This window comes from Kordiimonas sp. (assembly GCF_048260245.1).
Classification (GTDB): domain Bacteria; phylum Pseudomonadota; class Alphaproteobacteria; order Sphingomonadales; family Kordiimonadaceae; genus Kordiimonas.
On sequence record NZ_JBLXGZ010000015.1, the window covers coordinates 65,060 to 82,321 of the forward strand.

Below are 17,262 nucleotides of genomic sequence, written 5' to 3' on the forward strand. Positions count from 1 at the left end.
GCCTTCCTGTCTGTTGGGTTTATTTCAGCTTTGCGCAGGCTTCCTGAATGCGTGTGCAGGCCTTGGTCAGAGCCTCGGTTGAGGTTGCGTAGGAGACGCGGAAATGCGGGCTCAGGCCAAAGGCTTCTCCGTGTACGGCTGCGATACCATAATCCTCAAGGATGTATGTTACAAAATCCTCGTCCGTGCTGATCAGCTTGCCGCCCGGTGTTTTTTTGCCCACGCAGCCAGTGATGGAGGGGTAAACATAAAACGCCCCTTCTGGCACGGGGCAGGTGATGCCTTCAGCCTCGTTCAGCATGCCTACCACAAGGTCACGCCGGGTCTGGAACACCGTGGTGCGCTCATTGAGAAAATCCTGCGGGCCCAGTAACGCGGCCACTGTCGCGGCCTGACTTATGGAGCAAGGGTTGGATGTGCTCTGGCTTTGTACCTTGGCCATGGCCTTAATGAGCTTGGCGTCGCCGCCTGCGTATCCGATGCGCCAGCCGGTCATGGCGTAGGCTTTTGCGACGCCATTCATGGTCAGTGTGCGGTGTGCAATCTCGGGCACAACCTGTGCAATGGTCTTGAAGGAGAAACCCTCATATGTGATGTGCTCATAAATATCGTCCGCAAACACCCAGACATGCTCATGACGTTTGAGCACTTCGCCCAGTGCTTTGATCTCGGCCTCGCTATAGGCGGCGCCGGATGGGTTGGAGGGCGAGTTGAAGATCAGCCACTTGGTTTTTGGCGTGATCGCCGCGTCGAGCGCTTCGGGTGTCATCTTGAAGTTGGTTGTGATTGATGTCGGTACAAAAACGGGTACGCCGCCGGCGAGCAGGGTGATGTCAGGGTAACTGACCCAATAGGGCGTGGGAATCACCACTTCATCGCCAGGGTTAAGCGTTGCGACCATGGCGTTATAAATGGTGTGTTTGCCGCCCGAGTTGACGCTAATCTGGTTTGCCTCGAACGACAGGCCATTCTCGCGCTTGAATTTTTCTGCCACCGCTGCCTTGCATGCCGGTGTGCCGTCTACTGCGGTATATTTGGTCTGGCCGTCCCAGATCGCCTTGATCGCGGCTTCCTTGATGTGGTCCGGCGTATCGAAATCAGGTTCGCCGGCACCAAGGCCAATGACATCCTTGCCGGCCGCTTTGAGCTCTTGGGCTTTGGTGGAAACGGCAATGGTGGGTGACGGCTTGATGCGATCAAGTGCGCTTGAAAGAAATGACATTGGTCTGTCCTGAACGGCTAAGGGTGTGAATTGGCGGCAGAATAGCACCGGGCGCTGTCGCTTCAACGCTTTGTTGCGCAATCTGTGCAAATTTTTGCGCCCGGGTGGGCAAGAAAAATTTTCGAAACCGCAGAAGAGGAAGTGGCATACCGGCCAGGCTTGCGTCAATAGCCTGGCCGGTATGCCAGGGGAGGGATGAGCGCTAAGCTGGGAAGGTAGCTTGTGCGCGCTCAAATGCCACTTTCATGGCTGACACAGGGTGATGAAGGTCAGCATCAGGCCTGTGTCATCTCTCGTCAGGGCAGGAAGCAGGGAAGGTTGCTTGTCTGCCCCCTTTTTGCCCGCGAGTATGGCGGGCGCCGCACATAACAAATGAAGGTCAGCATTTGTTATGTGCTGGGGAAGGCGGCTCATGATGCCCTTAGGATGGGAAGGTATCCTGTCAGGCGAGCCGCGGATTCTCTCTCGTTAGAAGCTGGCGGACAGCATGCCGACTACCGCCCCCTTGCCGATGCCGGAAACATTGGTGTCCACGTAGCTTACTGAGAGAGAGAATTGTTCAAAGGCATAGGCAACTCCTGCGTTCCAATCCCATTTACCATCACCAAATGCGCCGTCCTCATAGGCCAAGTGGCCAGCAAGGGAGAAGGGGGTGTCCCCCAGAGGGACGCTTGCATCGGCATAAACATAGATATTGTCGGTACCGCCAACATTGTCCTGGTCCCAGACATAGGCCGCGCCCAGGGTCCAGTCTACGATGCCGGCTGTGCCGCCGATCGAGCTGTATACTTCCAGATAGTAGGTATCGCTCGAGCCAGGGTAGGTGTAGGCTAGGAGGCCGACATCGAAGGCAAGCCCTCCGATCTCGGTCGCGTAGCCGCCATAGATGTCAAGCTCGAGTTCCGAGCCTGCATAACTCTCGATTGAGGAGCCCCATGTGCCGACATAAAAGCCGCTCTCATGGCTCACGTCAAAGCCGCCCTGAATGGCTGCATCATGATCGGATAGTGAAAGGCCGCGGAAACGGTAATCACTGACGATCGCCGCGTTCGCGGAGAGCGTGAACGGGCTCGTGCTTTCCTGCGCCGAAGCGCTGGTGGACATGGCTGGTGCAACAACGCCAAGTGTCAAAGCGCACGCGGCGCAGGCGGACTTGAACTTAGAACTAGAGAACAGAGTAACGGGCATGGGTCTTCCTCCAGATGAAAAATTATTGTTGTGTTGTTGATCCCTAACTAGCAAGCCGTGTGCCAGATTTGAAAATAAGCATAAGTATTTGATTTTATTAATTAATATTATTTTTTGTTGAATCTGATCTAGTTGATAATGATTAAAAAATAACCATGGGTTAAAAAATAGGCACTCAATTTTTGTGCAATATTGAATTGGAATTGAAACAGGGCTTGAAAACAAACCGTGAACGAGGCAGGTTCTGATGTGTACGACCTTCTATATGTAATGTAGGTCGGAAATATCGCCGAGGAGTGCAGCCATGATTCCAAATGACGCAGATGTCCCCTTTGTGCCGCACAGGCCAGCCCGGCCGGAAAAGTCGGAAGGGGGTATTGCGTTTGAACTGGTGTCTGATTTCACTCCTTCTGGTGACCAGCCGACGGCGATCAAGGAACTGGTGGCAGGTGTGCAGGCCCATGAGCAGGATCAGGTGCTTCTCGGCGTCACAGGCTCGGGAAAGACCTTCACCATGGCCAAGGTGATTGAGGCCACGCAGCGCCCGGCGCTGATTTTGGCGCCCAATAAAACGCTGGCAGCTCAGTTGTATGGCGAGTTCAAAAGCTTCTTCCCCAATAATGCGGTCGAATATTTCGTCTCATATTATGACTATTACCAGCCAGAGGCCTACGTGCCGCGCACCGATACCTTCGTGGAGAAGGAAGCCACGATTAACGAACAGATTGACCGCATGCGCCACTCTGCCACCCGCGCGGTGCTGGAGCGGGATGATGTGATCATCGTGGCCTCGGTTTCCTGCATTTATGGTATCGGTAGCGTGGAAACCTATACAGCGATGACCTTTACGCTCAAGGCGGGTATGGAACTTGATCAGCGCGAGCTTTTGCGTCGTCTTGTCGCCATGCAATATACCCGCAATGATGCTGCGTTCCAGCGCGGTACTTTCCGGGTGCGGGGTGATGTAATCGATATTTTCCCCAGCCACTATGAGGACCGCGCCTGGCGGCTGATGATGTTTGGCGACGAGATTGAGGAGATCGTCGAGTTCGATCCGCTGACCGGTGAAAAGTCCGCGACACTTGATCTTGTCAAGGTTTACGCCAACAGCCACTATGTAACACCGCGTCCGACCCTGGACCAGGCAGTGAAGTCCATCAAGCTTGAGCTGCAGCAAAGGCTGAAGTGGTATGAGGACCGCGGGCGCGTTCTGGAAAGCCAGCGGCTGGAACAGCGCACGCGGTTTGATCTTGAAATGATGGAGGCCACTGGCGCGTGTGCAGGAATTGAGAACTACAGCCGGTATCTCACTGGCCGCAACCCCGGTGACCCGCCGCCGACACTTTTTGAATATATTCCTGAAAACGCACTTTTGTTTGTTGACGAAAGCCACGTCAGCGTAAGCCAGATCGGTGGCATGAGCCGGGGGGATGCCAAGCGCAAATCCGTGCTCGCGGACCATGGTTTCCGCTTGCCGTCGTGCATGGATAACCGGCCCCTGAAATTTGAGGAATGGGACGCGATGCGTCCGCAAACCCTGTATGTTTCCGCCACGCCCGGCGATTGGGAGATGGAGCGTACAGGCGGCGTGTTTACCGAACAGGTTATCCGGCCCACCGGCCTTATCGACCCTGAAATTGAAATTCGCCCCGTGGACACGCAGGTGGATGACCTGATGCACGAAGCGCGCCGGATGGCGGAAAAAGGTATGCGGGTGCTTGTGACAACGCTGACCAAACGCATGGCGGAGGACCTGACCGAATATCTGCACGAAAACGGCGTGAAGGTACGCTACATGCATTCGGACATCGACACGCTGGAGCGGATCGAGATCATCCGCGACCTGCGACTGGGGGCTTTTGACGTTCTGGTGGGCATCAACCTGCTGCGGGAGGGACTTGATATCCCCGAGTGCGGCCTTGTTGCCATTCTGGATGCGGATAAAGAAGGTTTCCTGCGCTCGGAGCGTTCGCTCATTCAGACCATTGGCCGCGCCGCGCGCAACTCGGAAGGCCGGGTGATCCTGTATGCTGACCGTATCACCGGCTCTATGGAGAGGGCGATTGGCGAGACCAGCCGCCGGCGCGCAAAGCAGGTTGCCTATAATGAGAAACACGGCATTACCCCGACCACGGTGAAGAAAAATGTGGGTGACCTCATGGCCCATGTGGCGGCGGGCGATTATGTCACCGTCGATATCGGTGAGGATGCGGCCCACCTTGTCGGCTCGAACCTCAAGAAACACCTTGAGATGCTGCAAGGCAAGATGCGCGAAGCCGCCGAGAACCTCGAGTTTGAGGAAGCCGCTCGCGTACGTGATGAAATTCGCAAGCTTGAGGCGGGTGAGTTGGGCATCGAGGACAAGCGCCTCAAGCCCAAAGGCCGCGCCACCGGCGGCCGCCCCGGTACCCGCACCAAAAAATCCAAATCCCATAAGAAGATGTATTGAGGATTGCTATGACGCGCGATGAATTTGACGCTTATTGCGCTACTCTAAAAGCCACCACGCATGTGGTGCAGTGGGGTGGGGCGTCGGTGTGGAAAGTGGGCGGCAAGATATTTGCTATCTGTTCCAACTGGGGGCCGGATGATAAACGCTCGGGCACCCAAGATTCGGCGTCGCGCATCTCCTTCAAATGCAGCGATCTGAGCTATCAGATTTTGTGTGAACTTGAGGGCATCGAGCCAGCGCCTTATCTCGCCCGCGCAAAGTGGGTGCAGCTTCAACGCGCCGGTGCGCTCACGCATGTTGATCTCAAAAGTTATATCGCTGATGCGCATGCCATTATTGCCGCGAAGCTGACCAAAAAGCTGCAGCGCGATCTGGGGCTTGCCGCCTGATTGGCAGGCAGAGCTGATGCTTTGGCAGCCGGGGTTGCCTGCCTTGTGCTAGAAACCTGTGGCAGACAGGGAGCAGGGCTTATGAAATTTATCACACCGAAATCATATACTGGCGGACATGCCTGGGACGCACTTGATATCGCGTCCGTAGAAGGCGCGAGCGTGCGACTGCACTGGACCGCCGCACCCTACAGGTGGCATGTCAATGATGGTGACGAGGTTTTCGTTGTGCTGACGGGCATGGTTGACATGCACTACCGGAACGTGGACGGCGCAGAACAAGTGCAGGCTATGGCGCCGGGGGATATCTTTCATGCGGGTGCAGGCGACGCCCATGTCGCCCATCCAAAAGGCGCCGCCCGCGTGCTGGTGATTGAGAAACGTGGTAGTGTCTAATGCGTTTCCATCAGGCTTCCGACGTGCTGCAAGGCTGGAAGTGCGGTGACATTATCAGCGAAAAGCCCGGTCTGGTCATGAATATGGCGTATATGGGCCGCAAGAAACGATGGCGGCAGGATATAGTGCTGTGTTGGCCCCTTCGGGCTTGTCAGGTAAATATCGATAGGAAGCTCATGCTCAAGCGCATGTACAATGCGTTCATGCGGGATGGTGATGCGAGGCCTCTCATAAAATGTGCACTGGTAAACAATATAGAATTCAGTGCTGTATTGATGGAAACGCTTGTTGTTGTGGCAATAGTCGATTGACCGGCTGTCCTGCCGAACGGTAGCCGCTGTGCCGTCTTTGAAGCGCGCGGCCTCATACCCTTTCCAAAGCGTTGCACTGTCCACAACACCGAGGCCCTTGGTCGCGTCTATATCATAATCTACCGTGGCAGAAAGACTGTGTTGCGCACCTTGTGCGTCGCCACTCGTGGTAAAAAAATATGTTTCAGACGCGTTTTCCCCGCTAGCGAAAAAGGGGTCTGTTACTTCATAAGGGCTGCTGCTGAAGGCCCGGAAGTTGCCGTCGGGGCCGGTGAAATCAAAGTCGACCTTCTTGTAGTAAAAAGCTATATTTTTATCTTTTTGCTTTTGGTGTTTTGCCAGGCTTTTGCGGTATTTCAGCGCCTGCTCATACTGCTGCCGATCGCCCGCGCTCAAGCCTGAACGATCCATGGCCTCAAGTGCGTCCAGCTGCATGCCGCAATAGCTGTTGTAGCAAGGTGCAGGCTTCTCAGCCATACAGCCGCTTAAAAACAAGGCAATTAGAAACATTAGAATAGTCGCGCGCATGTGTCTTCCCCCAAAAGGCAACTAAGGAAAAAAGAACATATCATGAACAAACTATGACTTCAAGACACTAGGTGGCTCGCTGAAAGATCAGGTGCCAACGACGGTACTGCGTCGTTCCATTAACACGATGTTTTTCCATATCCCGCGCAGTGCGCCGAGCCGTTCGCGCACGCCGATAATACGGAAGCCACATGTTTCATGTAGCCGTATGGAGGCGACATTTTCTTCAAAAATCCCGGCCTGCAGGGTCCAGATGCCCAACTCCTCTGACCGGGTGACTAAGGCAGCAAGAAGGCTTTTGCCGACCCCTTTGCCCCGTGCTGTTGCTGCAACATAAACGCTGACTTCGGCGACACCGGCATAGGCGCACCGGTCAGATACTGGCCACAATACAGCCCAGCCCAAGACCGTGTCGTCTCTTGATGCAGCGACAAGCTGGCTGCGCTGCACGCTTGTCTGCGACCAACTTTTTTCCGATTTTGGCTGCGTTTCAAACGTAGCAACCCCGGTGCGAATACCTTCCAGATATATCGCGTCGACAACCGGCCAGTCTGTTGGCCTGTAATTCCTGATGCTGAACATGTATATGGCCCTGTGTAGCGATCTTCGTAGTGATCTTCCAGCTGGAACGATGCCATTCAATGCTCATATGAGCAAGCAGCTTGCTACTAGGGCAGGCTTGCATCCTGGTGGTTATCTGTTCGGGTCAGGATGCGGCGAAGGAACGCTGGCAGGCGCGGTGTAATTGCCCTGATGCGCGCGTTGGTGCGCGGATGCCGGCTTCGGGCGCGCTTGATAAACTTAAGCAAGCGTGGGTTAAGGGCGGCGACAGCGAGGCCAAGGCCAATCAGGATGATCCCGGTAGGCAGCGGCAGCGGCAGGGTTACTGCGCCCAATGCCAGAAGGAGCACACTCATGGGCAACGCTATCCAGCGTAGCAGGAGCTTCAGCCGTTTTTTCTTCATGTCAAACTCGCTTACAGAAGGTTACGATGTCGCTTGTAAGCGATGAATGCCACAAAATTGTGAAACGTGGCTTTAAGGTGGTATTTTCGCGCAACCTGTGCCTAAATCCACACAGATTTTATCACTCCGGGGAGGGAAGTATGAACGTGAATTTGACGATGATGGGGCCAATTCTGGCCCAGGTGGCGCTGACGCTGATTGTACTTTTTTACATGGAATGTCGCCGTTTGCCCGCGCTCTCTGCACGGGGTACGACGCCGGAGCAGTTGCAAGACCCCAAGACATTCGATGAGTTGCCTGCCGCAGCAAAATATTCATCCCAGAATTTTCAGAACCTTTTTGAGATACCGGTACTTTTTTATGTGCTGAGTTTCTGTGCGCTTATTACTGGCCTTGGGGGCACCATGATGGTGACGTTGGCTTGGATTTTTGTTGGCTCAAGGGTTGTGCATAGCCTGATACACTGCACATATAACACGGTCATACACCGTTTTATTGCATTCCTGGTGGGGGTCTTCGCGCTCATCGCCATGCTGTTGTTGTTAATCATGAGATTTTGGATGGGCTAATGGCTGACTTTACCGACCACATCACCGAAAAACACGCGGCGTTTATTGATGAGCAGCCGATGTTTTTCACCGCAACCGCCTGTGCTGAAGGGCGCATTAACCTGAGCCCCAAAGGCATGGACAGTTTCCGCGTTCTGGGGCCAAATCTTTGCGGTTATCTGGATGTGACGGGAAGTGGCAATGAGACATCTGCCCATATCAAAAATGATGGTCGCATCACCGTCATGTTCAACAGCTTCACACGAAACGCGCTTATCCTGCGGTTATACGGTAGGGGGCGTGTTGTGCGCCCCCACCATGCCGAGTTCAGCGAGCTTGTATCCAGGTTCCCCGAACTTCCGGGCGCGCGGCAGGTTATCCTGATTGATGTTGAGACAGTGCAAACCAGTTGCGGCTATGGTGTGCCGGAGATGGAGTTGAAGGCCGAGCGTCAGACATTAAAAAAGTGGGCGGCGGGCAAAGGCGATGATGGTATCAACGCCTACCAGCAGAAAAATAATGTCAAATCCATTGACGGTTTTGACTCCGGTTTGATGGACTGAATGCCAACAATGGTTCAGGTTTTGGAAGATGAAAACAGGCTGGTTGTAATTCGTAGCCATCTCAATGCACCGGATGGTCGCTTAATGCGGTCGCTTCTTGATGCACGCGGTATTCATGCGTTTTTAAGCGGGGAAAATGTCGCGGGGATGAACGAGGGCATGTTTGCCAACCTGATGGTACGTGCCGGGGACCGCGAAGAAGCGGAAAACATCCTGTCGAATGTAACGGCATTGCCCGCTTCGGCCTTTCCTGTGCGGCAGGACCCGGACGGCGAGGAGCTCGCCTGCCACCGCTGCGGCTCATCACGGGTTCACCCCTATGCCGGGCGCCTGCCATCATTGATGCCGTTCCTGCGCCAAACAGCAAGGCCGGAAGATGCCTTTTATCACTGTCTCGAATGCGGCAATTATTACACTGAAAAACGGCCGCGTTTTACCAGCCTCTCTATTGCCGTGATGTGGGGTGGCACATTGGCGATTGCCACGCTTCTTATTATCTGGGTGATCAACTGGCTCCAGTGGTCATAGGCTCTCGGCTATAGGCAGCCGCCGAATGCGTTTGCCGCAGGCATTATAAATCGCATTGGTAAGCGCGGGAATAAACGGGGGTAAGGAAGTTTCACCGGTACCGCGGGGGGTATCGTCTCCAAAATCAAGGATATGTACGTCGATATCCATTGGCGCTTCGTCCATGCGCAGCTTGCGGTAAGCGTCGAAGTTATTTGTTACCGGCACCCCACTTTCAAAAACCATGTTGCCGTATTTGGCGGCGCACAGGCCGTCAATGATGCCGCTTTCCACCTGTGCTTTGATACCCAGCGGGTTGACGGGTAGTCCACAGTCAATCGCGCTGGTGACCTTGATGACCTGGAAATCATTATCACCTTTCATCGCGACTTCCACCACATGGGCGCACAGACTGTGGTGAGTCTGAAAGACTGCCACGCCGCGCCCATGTCCTTCAGGAAGCTGCGTGCGGTAGCCGGAAGCTTCGGCTACTTTTTCCAGCGCTGACACATGGCGGGCAAGATCAAGCGTCAGGTTGGGCCAGTTTTTCATCTCAAGCGTTTGTTTTGAGCGGAAGAGGTCCAGCATGAAATCCAACGGGTCCTGACCTGCGGCACGGGCCATTTCATCGAGAAAGCTGAGCGTAACCCAGGCGCGCACGTTGCTGCCTGGCCCACGCCATGCCCCTATCGAGACGGCAGAAGGTAGCCGTGTCCATTCTCCGAGATAATTATCCACAAGCCCGCAAGGAATTTCCCGGCTTGCGCTGGAAAGGCTGCCGTCGGCGGCAACGCGTATATGCAGGGCATGGAGCTTGCCGTGGACATCCAAACCGCCGCGCAACCGGTAGAAGGCCATATGATTATAAAAATCCTGCTCCATTTCGTCTTCGCGGGACCAGGTCACCTTTACTGGCTTTCCCAACTTTTGCGACAGGTAGCAGGCTTCTTGCACAAAATCCTTCTCATACTTGCGCCCAAAGGCGGTGCCCATGCGGAAGAAGTGTCCCTTGATTTTGGTTGCGGCCAAACCTGTGGCTTCAGCAGCCGCGTTGACGGCCACATCCATGAACTGGTGCCCAACCCATATCTCGGCGCTGTCGCTCTTCACATTTGCAATGCAATTATGAGGTTCCATGCAGGTGTGGGCCCAGTTGGGGTGGCTATAGGTGGCCTCAACCGTGTCAGCGGCATTCCTCAAGGCCGTGCGCACGTCGCCTTCCCGCACGGTCTCTGTCATCTCTGCTTTATCCAGCGCCTCCATGCCAATGTTCATGAAATGGGCACTGTCCGTCATCTTGCCGTAACTGCCGTCCCAGTCGATCTCAAGCGCATCGGCAGCTTTGCGTGCAGCCCAGTAACTGTTTGCGATAACAGCGATGCCTGCAGCCGTCAGGCGGCGCTCGCTGGGATCTTGGGGCAGGCGCGGCATTTCCACTATGCCAAGTACACCAGGCATTGCGGAAACCTGCGTTCCATTGTGGCGAACCAGACCGCCGCGCACGTGTGGGCAGCGCCGGATGGCAGCATGCACCATGCCAGGCACCTCCTGATCGATCCCAAAGATCGCCTTGCCAGTGACAATCTCAGACCCCGCAACGTTGTATTGGTCGGTGCCGATGACCTTGTGTTCAGCCTTGGCTTTCAGCGGGATGCTTTCATAATCCGGCGCCGCGTCAGCGCGGACCTTTCCTGCCAGCCTTGCATAGGTAATTTGTGTGCCGGTCTTTCGGTTGATAACGCGGGCACCTTTGGTGGTCAGGTCTGATTGCGACGCCCCCATTTCTCGGGCGGCGGCTTCAACAAGAAGAGTGCGGGCATAAGCTGCCGTCTGCCTTAACGGCACCCAAGCCTTCATCGTTGACTGGCTGCCGCCGGCCCCTTGTGGCAGGTGGCCCCAGTCGGCTTTCCCGTCCTCGTCAATAATGCCAGCAAAGGGCATCAATTCGATGGAGACATGCTCAAGGGCCATATCAAGTTCGTCTGCGATCATCTGTGCGGCGGTTGTGGCCATGCCTTGACCCATGTCGGGGATGGGAACACACAGCACCGCTCGGCCATCTGCCGTAAAGCGTAATATGGCGGGCATAGCTGCGGTTACCGGTGTGTCAGCCGCGAGTAGGCGCGGGGAGGTGGAAACGGTCAGTGAAAAGGCCACAACGCCAGCTGCAGTTTGCAGGAAACGCCTGCGGGACACATGTGTGGTCATGCTACTTCTCCTCAAGCATTTTGCATTTTGGCTGCTGCGCGTTTGATGGCTTTGCGGATGCGGAAGTAGGTGCCGCAGCGGCAAAGATTGGTTACGCTCTTATTGATATCGTCGTCGCTTGGGTCTGGGAAATCTTTGAGGAAGGCGACTGTAGCCATGATTTGCCCGGCCTGACAATAACCGCATTGCGGCACATCCTCTTCAAGCCATGCTTCCTGGACCGGATGCATTTCGCCGTCATTTGAAAGGCCCTCGATAGTAGTGACATTTACCCCGTCAAGGGCTGACATGGGAAGCGAGCAACTGCGTACTGCCATGCCGTCTATGTGCACAGTGCACGCGCCGCACTGGCCGATGCCGCAGCCAAATTTGGTGCCCTTCAGGCCGGCTTCGTCACGCAGGTGCCACAACAGGGGCATGTCCGCATCGCCTTCAAAGCTATGCGTGCGGCCGTTAATGGTAAATGAAATGGATGCCACAGGTTCCTCCCCGCCTATAAGGTTCACTGCTGATAGGAGGGAAGTGTAGGTGATAATATAACGCTTGTCGCTGCACCCCGTCGCAGTGTGTTGTCAGCTTATCGCATTTTTTATATCAATAGCTTAGGGCGTCGAAAACGCGGGTGGCATCCCCGCCCCATACACCATTCAGTTTGTGCAATATCTGATCCGCTGGCGTCATGCCGCTTTCCGCGCTTTCCCAAAGGGAGTTGAGGAAGCCTTGCTCGGTCTCTCCGCTGGAAGATAAGCGTGCGCGGTTCTTCAGGCCCTTGTCGGCAATTTCAAGCACCTCTTTGGCAAGACTGGAGAAGTCGCGACCCTGAATTTCGGTCATCAGGCCCATCTTTGGCACATCGTCACGCATTTGAGCAACGTCTTCAGGGGACCAGCCTTTGGTCAACTCACGTGCCGCGTCCTGCGCCTCGGCGTCATAAAGAAGACCTACCCAAAGGGCCGGTAGAGCGCACAGGCGTGACCACGGGCCGCCGTCTGCGCCGCGCATCTCAAGGAAGGTTTTTAGCCGCACTTCAGGGAACAGGGTGGTCATATGGTCCTTCCAGTCCTCCATCGTTGGCAATTCGCCGGGCAGGGCAGGCAAACGGCCATGCATGAAGTCGCGGAAGCTTTGGCCGGAAGCGTCGATGTAACGCCCGTCGCGACGAACAAAATACATGGGTACGTCAAGGACGTGATCAACCCAGCGCTCAAAACCCATGCTGCTGTCAAATACAAAAGGTAGGGTGCCGCAGCGGTCGGGGTCTGTATCGGTCCACACATGGCTCCTAAGGCTCTTGAAGCCGTTCGGACGACCTTCGCGCAGGGGGGAGTTGGCAAAAAGCGCTGTGGCGAGCGGCTGCAAAGCCAGTGAAACGCGAAATTTCTCGATCATGTCGGCTTCGCTGGCGAAGTCGAGATTGACCTGCACAGTGCAGGTGCGCAGCATCATATCAAGGCCCATGCTGCCGCGTTTCGGCATATAGGACCGCATGATGTCATAGCGCGCCTTCGGCATGACAGGCACATCTTCCCGTTTGAGGGTGGGGTGAAAACCGAGGCCGAGAAAGCCAATATCCAGCTTTTCGCCGATGTCGCGGGCTTCGCGCAGGTGTGTGGATGTTTCGTCGCAGGTCTGGTGGATATTTTCCAGCATGGCGCCGGATAGCTCAAACTGTCCGCCGGGCTCTAGTGTGATTGAGGCGCCGTTGCGGGTTGCTGCAATCAGGTGGCCGTCTTCCTCTACCGGGGTCCAGCCAATATCGACAAAACCTTGAATAACGTCACGAATACCAGCTTTGCCTGAGCAGCCTTCGTAGGATAGCGGGCCGTAGCCATTGCGGTGGAAGATGAATTTCTCATGCTCAGACCCGATGCGCCAAGTGCTGCGATCCGGCTTATTGCCTGACTCTAGATATTCGACGAGTTGTGCCTTGCTCTCAACAAGCGACACGTCCGATACTGCGCTGGGGCTGGACATATATGATGGGTCCCTGAACCTTAACCTTCTGAACAACAAGTAAGGCGTACATAAGGGGCAATCAAGATAAGTAAAGCGCCTTCACGCGATGGTGAGACATTTCCCGTGTGCGTTGCCGGGCTTAGTGGGTGTACGGAACGTTGATGGCACAAGGGTTTTCAGCCAGATCCATGCCGTAGATGTGCAGTGTGTGAGAAATTCTTTCTGTCGGGTTAAATAATCTATGGATGCCGCTTGGATTCGGGTCCACAGACGCAACCGCCCCCTTGCCAGCGCGGATAATCCCGGTGCTCTCCACATGCACTCCCGAGCTATCAGTCTTGAAAGTCTCGCACCCGATCTCGCCGTCCACTACACCGACACATCCCCACGCATTGTGGCCGTGCACGGGTGTGCAGGCGCCGGGCATCCACCGCAAGCCCAGAACGCTGAACAGTCCTTGTGGGTGGGTGTACAACAACTTGCGCGCATAGCCACGCTCATTGGCGGGGACATCGACCAGCGTTTCAATGTCGATATAGGGCAGGGCCAGCCGCATTAGGCTTTCGGTAGCTGTGCGACAAAGGCCTGCTTCCACGCTGCGTGTCATCACGTCTGTCTCGCATATCAGGCGTGACAGGCTTTGTGGTCCGTTGAAGAACTGCGTTCCATCCATTGCCATTGGTGTAGGTTCCTTGCCCCAAGTTTGGTTCGACTTGAGCAACACTATACCAATTTACTGCTGATAATTGTTTGCGAAGTTTCTTTTCAATGTTGGGTTTTTGGAATTTTGATTCCAATAACATGAGTAAAAATAGTACAAAAATCTTATCTGAAATTATATTGCGAACTGTCTGTGGCGTTAATTCGCTGTTTCATGGAATTTTGCTTCACCAGTCACCGATGGCGGCTTGCCACAGGCTGATGGCGGCCATGGCGGCGGTGTCAGCGCGCAGAACGCGGGGACCAAGCGACACCACTACAGTGTTTTTATGCGCCCGGATCATCCGGCGTTCGTCATCGTCAAAACCGCCTTCGGGTCCGATGATGATCGCCCATGGTTTCGGGCTTTCCTTGTTGTCGGCCCTGGAGAGTGCTGTATACGCGCTGTCACCTGACAAATCCTCATCACAGAACATGATCATGCGGTCATCCGGCCAGGTTGCCAGCAGTTTCTCCAGTTTGATCGGCTCGTCGGATGTCGGTACATTGAGCCGCTCGCACTGCTCGGCGGCCTCAGTAGCGTTGGCGCGCAAGCGGTCGGTCTTAACCCGGTCAACTATGGTGCGGCGGGTATAGACCGGGATCATATGATTGACGCCCAGCTCGGTCGCTTTTTGCGCCATAAAATCCAGTCGCGCCTTTTTAATGGGTGCAAAGGCCAGCCAAAGGTTAGGTTCGCCGGTTTGCTCTCGGGTCCTCTCAGCAATCTTGAGGGTGACTTCCCGTTTTTTGACGTCAATGATCTCGGCGGCCCATTCCCCGTCTTGCCCGTTAAAAAGAGCGACAGCAGTGCCCACATTGGCGCGCATCACGTTGGCCAGATAATGGCTTTGCTCATTGCCAAGGGTAATGATGCCGCCGCCGGGCAGGCTGTCCTCAATAAACAGGCGGTGTTGGATTTTTTTGGCCATGACCGGGTCCTTCAGTAAAGACTAGAGTAGTTTTGTCAGGTAACGCACGGTCTTGCCGTTCGCAAGTGTTGCAGTGCCGACATGCTCAAACCCCAGCTTGGCATGGAAGGCGTCAGACCCGGGGTTGGGCGGGTCCTGATTTACCTCGCATCCGACGATGCTGTAACCATCTGCCTTGGCGGTGGTGAACAAATTTTCATAAAGCGCGCGGGCCAGGCCCTGACCGCGTGCTTCGTTAGCCGTGATAACGCGGTCAATATAGGCAAACCGCTTATATCGTTCCCTGAACCAAAGGAAGTTGGGGCTTTTATAGTCGCCGTCCTGGTCAAAGCCGATGAGAAAAGCATTGGCCGGTGCTACACCGCGCGCATAATAAGCATTGGTGACCAACCAGTTCAGGTCTGCCATTTCAAGGAAAGACGTTTCCTTCTGATGCGCGTTGTTGAGCGCAAGAATGCCGGACAGGTCCATATCTGTCATGTGCTGTATATGTCCCGTCATGCAATGCCCTTGCTGTTCTCAGTTCCCGAGGTTCACGGTTTCCTCAATAATCTCGCGGCTGTCAACAAAGTCGGGCAGGCAGCCATAGGCACCGTGGCGGCCGTTGCCGTCAAGCCGGGTGGCGATGTACGCGCGCGCGACAGGCTCAGGTGCACGTTCCATCAGCAAGCGTGCGGCGGCTAGGGTGGCGATGCGTTCTGTCAGCCAGCGGCCTCGCGCTTCGGGGAAGCTGCCGCCAGACAGAAGACCTGCCAGCTCCTTGTAGGCAGTGTCGAAGGTGGGTGCATGGCCCATACCGCCGCCGAGCCAGCGGATGCCAGCCTCAAACGCATCGCGCTCCCGCGCAGCAACGCGCATCAGGTCAAGGCACATCACGCTGCCTGAGCCTTCCCAGATACTGTTTACAGGTAGCTCGCGGTAGATGCGTGCCAATACGCCATCTTCCACATAGCCGTTACCGCCGTGGATCTCCATTGCCTCATAGGCAAGTGTAGGCCCGCGTTTGGTAACCCAGTATTTTGTGACCGGGGTCATCAGGCGGGCGTAAGCACTGTCTGCCTCGTTTTTGTCCGCGTGTTCGTAGGAGCCTGCAAGACGCAGCGACAGGTGCGTGGCAGCGGTCACCTCGAGGCTCATGTCCGCCAGAAGCGCCGTCATCATCGGCTGGTCGATCAGCTTACGCTGGAACACGGTACGGTGGCGGGCATGGTGTACCGCCCGGCTCAAAGCTTGCCGCATGAGCCCGGCGCTGCCTAGCGCGCAGTCAAGCCTTGTATAGTTGGCCATGGTCATAATATTCGCGATGCCTCGCCCTTCATCTCCAATCATGATGCCTTCGGCCTCATGGAATTCCACCTCGGACGACGCGTTCGACTTGTTGCCCAGTTTATTCTTGAGCCGCTGGAATTTCAGCCCGTTTACGCTGCCATCCTCACGGAAGCGTGGCACAAAAAATACCGACAAACGCTCATCTGTTTGCGCCAGCAAGAGGAAGGCGTCACACATAGGCGCAGACATGAACCATTTGTGCCCGGTGATCAGGTAGCGCTCGCCTGCGCCGCCTGTGCTTTGCGGTTTGGCCGTGGTGGTGTTGGCGCGTACGTCGGTGCCGCCCTGTTTTTCGGTCATGCCCATGCCGATGGTGATGCCGGTTTTCCCCGCGATGGGAATAAAGCGTGGATCATAGGTTCGCGATAGTAGTTTATCCTTGAGGCTTTCAAACAGATTCGGCTGGTTCATCAGCGCGGGGATGGCGGCGTGGGTCATGGTGATGGGGCAGATGTGGCCAGCTTCCACCTGGCTCATCATATAATGTTTGGCGGCCCGCACGGGGCCAACACCGTCATGCTTGCGGCGGTCATCAGTGGCGAGGCGATCAAACGCGCCGCAGTGGATGCCAGCTTCTTTCGAAAGCGCCATAAACTGGTGGTAGCTGGGGTGAAACTCCACCACGTCACGGCGGAAGCCCTGTTGGTCGAATGTGTTCAGTTCCGGCAAGAATTTGTTCGCGAGATGGCCCTGATGGAACTGTTGCTCGGTCCCCAGGGCTTTCCCGAATGCCGATAGCTCTGACGTTGCCCAGTCAGCGCCTTCCGCACGAAGGGCCGCTACAAGCGGCAGGTCGCTTGTATATAGGTCTATACCGTCATAGACGGGCGGCTGGTTAAACACCTGATGGGTTTCAAAGGCGGTACTCATGTCGTCCCCCGGAGAAAATTATATAGCCCTTGAGCTAGGGCGCATGGCTTGAATTGCCAGTATTAGTGCTCTGACTTTTCCGGCACAAGTGCGCGGTAGTCGTCGGATCGCAGGGCCTTTATGACAGTGTGGATATCGTCTTCATTGGCCTCCAGCGCGCGGGCGACCTCGGCGCCCAGGCTGAGGCTGGCTTCCAGGG

Annotated in this window: 18 protein-coding genes; 6 read left to right on the forward strand and 12 right to left on the reverse strand. The window is 55.5% G+C overall.

Going from position 1 to position 17,262, the window contains the following annotated elements; genetic code table 11:
- Nucleotides 1–19 precede the first annotated feature (19 nt).
- Nucleotides 20–1,222: a pyridoxal phosphate-dependent aminotransferase gene (locus tag ACN0VM_RS09790; RefSeq protein ID WP_417450695.1), complete on the reverse strand. Its 1,203-nt coding sequence runs from the start codon at nucleotides 1,220–1,222 to the stop codon at nucleotides 20–22.
- 468 nt (nucleotides 1,223–1,690) lie between these two features.
- Entirely contained in the window at nucleotides 1,691–2,410 is a 720-nt protein-coding gene (locus ACN0VM_RS09795) for a TorF family putative porin (protein WP_417450696.1), read from the reverse strand.
- Nucleotides 2,411–2,714: 304 nt separating this feature from the next.
- Between ACN0VM_RS09795 and uvrB the strand changes: the two genes are divergently transcribed.
- From uvrB to ACN0VM_RS09810, 3 genes are all read left to right on the forward strand, one after another.
- Nucleotides 2,715–4,859: an excinuclease ABC subunit UvrB gene (gene uvrB, locus ACN0VM_RS09800; RefSeq protein WP_417450697.1), complete on the forward strand. Its 2,145-nt coding sequence runs from the start codon at nucleotides 2,715–2,717 to the stop codon at nucleotides 4,857–4,859.
- A gap of 8 nt (nucleotides 4,860–4,867) precedes the next feature.
- A complete protein-coding gene (locus ACN0VM_RS09805; protein ID WP_417450698.1) occupies nucleotides 4,868–5,251 on the forward strand; it encodes an MmcQ/YjbR family DNA-binding protein in 384 nt (127 codons plus the stop codon).
- Between the two features lie 81 nt (nucleotides 5,252–5,332).
- Nucleotides 5,333–5,647, forward strand: coding sequence for a cupin (locus ACN0VM_RS09810; protein WP_417450699.1), 315 nt, complete (start codon nucleotides 5,333–5,335; stop codon nucleotides 5,645–5,647).
- Here the strand turns inward: ACN0VM_RS09810 and ACN0VM_RS09815 are convergent.
- The 3 genes from ACN0VM_RS09815 to ACN0VM_RS09825 all read right to left on the reverse strand — a co-directional run bounded on the left by ACN0VM_RS09815 (nucleotide 5,644) and on the right by ACN0VM_RS09825 (nucleotide 7,451).
- Entirely contained in the window at nucleotides 5,644–6,435 is a 792-nt protein-coding gene (locus ACN0VM_RS09815) for a hypothetical protein (protein WP_417450700.1), read from the reverse strand. The genes ACN0VM_RS09810 and ACN0VM_RS09815 overlap by 4 nt on opposite strands.
- 138 nt (nucleotides 6,436–6,573) lie before the next feature.
- Complete coding sequence (locus ACN0VM_RS09820) at nucleotides 6,574–7,068, reverse strand: GNAT family N-acetyltransferase (RefSeq protein WP_417450701.1); 495 nt, start codon at nucleotides 7,066–7,068, stop codon at nucleotides 6,574–6,576.
- A gap of 86 nt (nucleotides 7,069–7,154) precedes the next feature.
- Nucleotides 7,155–7,451, reverse strand: a complete 297-nt coding sequence (locus ACN0VM_RS09825; RefSeq protein WP_417450702.1) for a hypothetical protein — start codon at nucleotides 7,449–7,451, stop codon at nucleotides 7,155–7,157.
- A gap of 140 nt (nucleotides 7,452–7,591) precedes the next feature.
- Between ACN0VM_RS09825 and ACN0VM_RS09830 the strand changes: the two genes are divergently transcribed.
- From ACN0VM_RS09830 to ACN0VM_RS09840, 3 genes are read left to right on the forward strand one after another with little or no spacing between them, the layout of a single operon-like run.
- A complete protein-coding gene (locus tag ACN0VM_RS09830) occupies nucleotides 7,592–8,020 on the forward strand; it encodes an MAPEG family protein (protein ID WP_417450703.1) in 429 nt (142 codons plus the stop codon).
- A complete protein-coding gene (locus tag ACN0VM_RS09835; protein WP_417450704.1) occupies nucleotides 8,020–8,562 on the forward strand; it encodes a pyridoxamine 5'-phosphate oxidase family protein in 543 nt (180 codons plus the stop codon). Before ACN0VM_RS09830 ends, ACN0VM_RS09835 begins: the two co-directional genes overlap by 1 nt.
- Complete coding sequence (locus ACN0VM_RS09840; RefSeq protein WP_417450705.1) at nucleotides 8,563–9,090, forward strand: hypothetical protein; 528 nt, start codon at nucleotides 8,563–8,565, stop codon at nucleotides 9,088–9,090. It abuts the gene before it with no gap.
- Here the strand turns inward: ACN0VM_RS09840 and ACN0VM_RS09845 are convergent.
- The 7 genes from ACN0VM_RS09845 to ACN0VM_RS09875 form a co-directional block, all read right to left on the reverse strand.
- Nucleotides 9,085–11,277, reverse strand: coding sequence for a molybdopterin cofactor-binding domain-containing protein (locus ACN0VM_RS09845; protein ID WP_417450706.1), 2,193 nt, complete (start codon nucleotides 11,275–11,277; stop codon nucleotides 9,085–9,087). The genes ACN0VM_RS09840 and ACN0VM_RS09845 overlap by 6 nt on opposite strands.
- Before the next feature lie 11 nt (nucleotides 11,278–11,288).
- Entirely contained in the window at nucleotides 11,289–11,756 is a 468-nt protein-coding gene (locus ACN0VM_RS09850; RefSeq protein WP_417450707.1) for a (2Fe-2S)-binding protein, read from the reverse strand.
- 115 nt (nucleotides 11,757–11,871) lie between these two features.
- Complete coding sequence (locus ACN0VM_RS09855) at nucleotides 11,872–13,251, reverse strand: glutamate--cysteine ligase (protein ID WP_417450708.1); 1,380 nt, start codon at nucleotides 13,249–13,251, stop codon at nucleotides 11,872–11,874.
- Between the two features lie 121 nt (nucleotides 13,252–13,372).
- Complete coding sequence (locus tag ACN0VM_RS09860; protein WP_417450709.1) at nucleotides 13,373–13,912, reverse strand: hypothetical protein; 540 nt, start codon at nucleotides 13,910–13,912, stop codon at nucleotides 13,373–13,375.
- A 208-nt stretch (nucleotides 13,913–14,120) separates the two neighbouring features.
- Nucleotides 14,121–14,864: a 16S rRNA (uracil(1498)-N(3))-methyltransferase gene (locus ACN0VM_RS09865; RefSeq protein ID WP_417450710.1), complete on the reverse strand. Its 744-nt coding sequence runs from the start codon at nucleotides 14,862–14,864 to the stop codon at nucleotides 14,121–14,123.
- 21 nt (nucleotides 14,865–14,885) lie between these two features.
- Entirely contained in the window at nucleotides 14,886–15,365 is a 480-nt protein-coding gene (locus tag ACN0VM_RS09870; RefSeq protein WP_417450711.1) for a GNAT family N-acetyltransferase, read from the reverse strand.
- Between the two features lie 18 nt (nucleotides 15,366–15,383).
- A complete protein-coding gene (locus ACN0VM_RS09875) occupies nucleotides 15,384–17,063 on the reverse strand; it encodes an acyl-CoA dehydrogenase family protein (protein ID WP_417450712.1) in 1,680 nt (559 codons plus the stop codon).
- Between the last annotated feature and the right edge of the window lie 199 nt (nucleotides 17,064–17,262).

Coding starts and splice junctions, on each gene's coding strand:
- ACN0VM_RS09790 (WP_417450695.1), bottom strand. CDS start 1,222: ATGTCATTTCTTTCAAGCGCACTTGATCGCATCAAGCCGTCACCCACC.
- ACN0VM_RS09795 (WP_417450696.1), bottom strand. CDS start 2,410: ATGCCCGTTACTCTGTTCTCTAGTTCTAAGTTCAAGTCCGCCTGCGCC.
- uvrB (WP_417450697.1), top strand. CDS start 2,715: ATGATTCCAAATGACGCAGATGTCCCCTTTGTGCCGCACAGGCCAGCC.
- ACN0VM_RS09805 (WP_417450698.1), top strand. CDS start 4,868: ATGACGCGCGATGAATTTGACGCTTATTGCGCTACTCTAAAAGCCACC.
- ACN0VM_RS09810 (WP_417450699.1), top strand. CDS start 5,333: ATGAAATTTATCACACCGAAATCATATACTGGCGGACATGCCTGGGAC.
- ACN0VM_RS09815 (WP_417450700.1), bottom strand. CDS start 6,435: ATGGCTGAGAAGCCTGCACCTTGCTACAACAGCTATTGCGGCATGCAG.
- ACN0VM_RS09820 (WP_417450701.1), bottom strand. CDS start 7,068: ATGTTCAGCATCAGGAATTACAGGCCAACAGACTGGCCGGTTGTCGAC.
- ACN0VM_RS09825 (WP_417450702.1), bottom strand. CDS start 7,451: ATGAAGAAAAAACGGCTGAAGCTCCTGCTACGCTGGATAGCGTTGCCC.
- ACN0VM_RS09830 (WP_417450703.1), top strand. CDS start 7,592: ATGAACGTGAATTTGACGATGATGGGGCCAATTCTGGCCCAGGTGGCG.
- ACN0VM_RS09835 (WP_417450704.1), top strand. CDS start 8,020: ATGGCTGACTTTACCGACCACATCACCGAAAAACACGCGGCGTTTATT.
- ACN0VM_RS09840 (WP_417450705.1), top strand. CDS start 8,563: ATGCCAACAATGGTTCAGGTTTTGGAAGATGAAAACAGGCTGGTTGTA.
- ACN0VM_RS09845 (WP_417450706.1), bottom strand. CDS start 11,277: ATGACCACACATGTGTCCCGCAGGCGTTTCCTGCAAACTGCAGCTGGC.
- ACN0VM_RS09855 (WP_417450708.1), bottom strand. CDS start 13,251: ATGTCCAGCCCCAGCGCAGTATCGGACGTGTCGCTTGTTGAGAGCAAG.
- ACN0VM_RS09860 (WP_417450709.1), bottom strand. CDS start 13,912: ATGGCAATGGATGGAACGCAGTTCTTCAACGGACCACAAAGCCTGTCA.
- ACN0VM_RS09865 (WP_417450710.1), bottom strand. CDS start 14,864: ATGGCCAAAAAAATCCAACACCGCCTGTTTATTGAGGACAGCCTGCCC.
- ACN0VM_RS09870 (WP_417450711.1), bottom strand. CDS start 15,365: ATGACGGGACATATACAGCACATGACAGATATGGACCTGTCCGGCATT.
- ACN0VM_RS09875 (WP_417450712.1), bottom strand. CDS start 17,063: ATGAGTACCGCCTTTGAAACCCATCAGGTGTTTAACCAGCCGCCCGTC.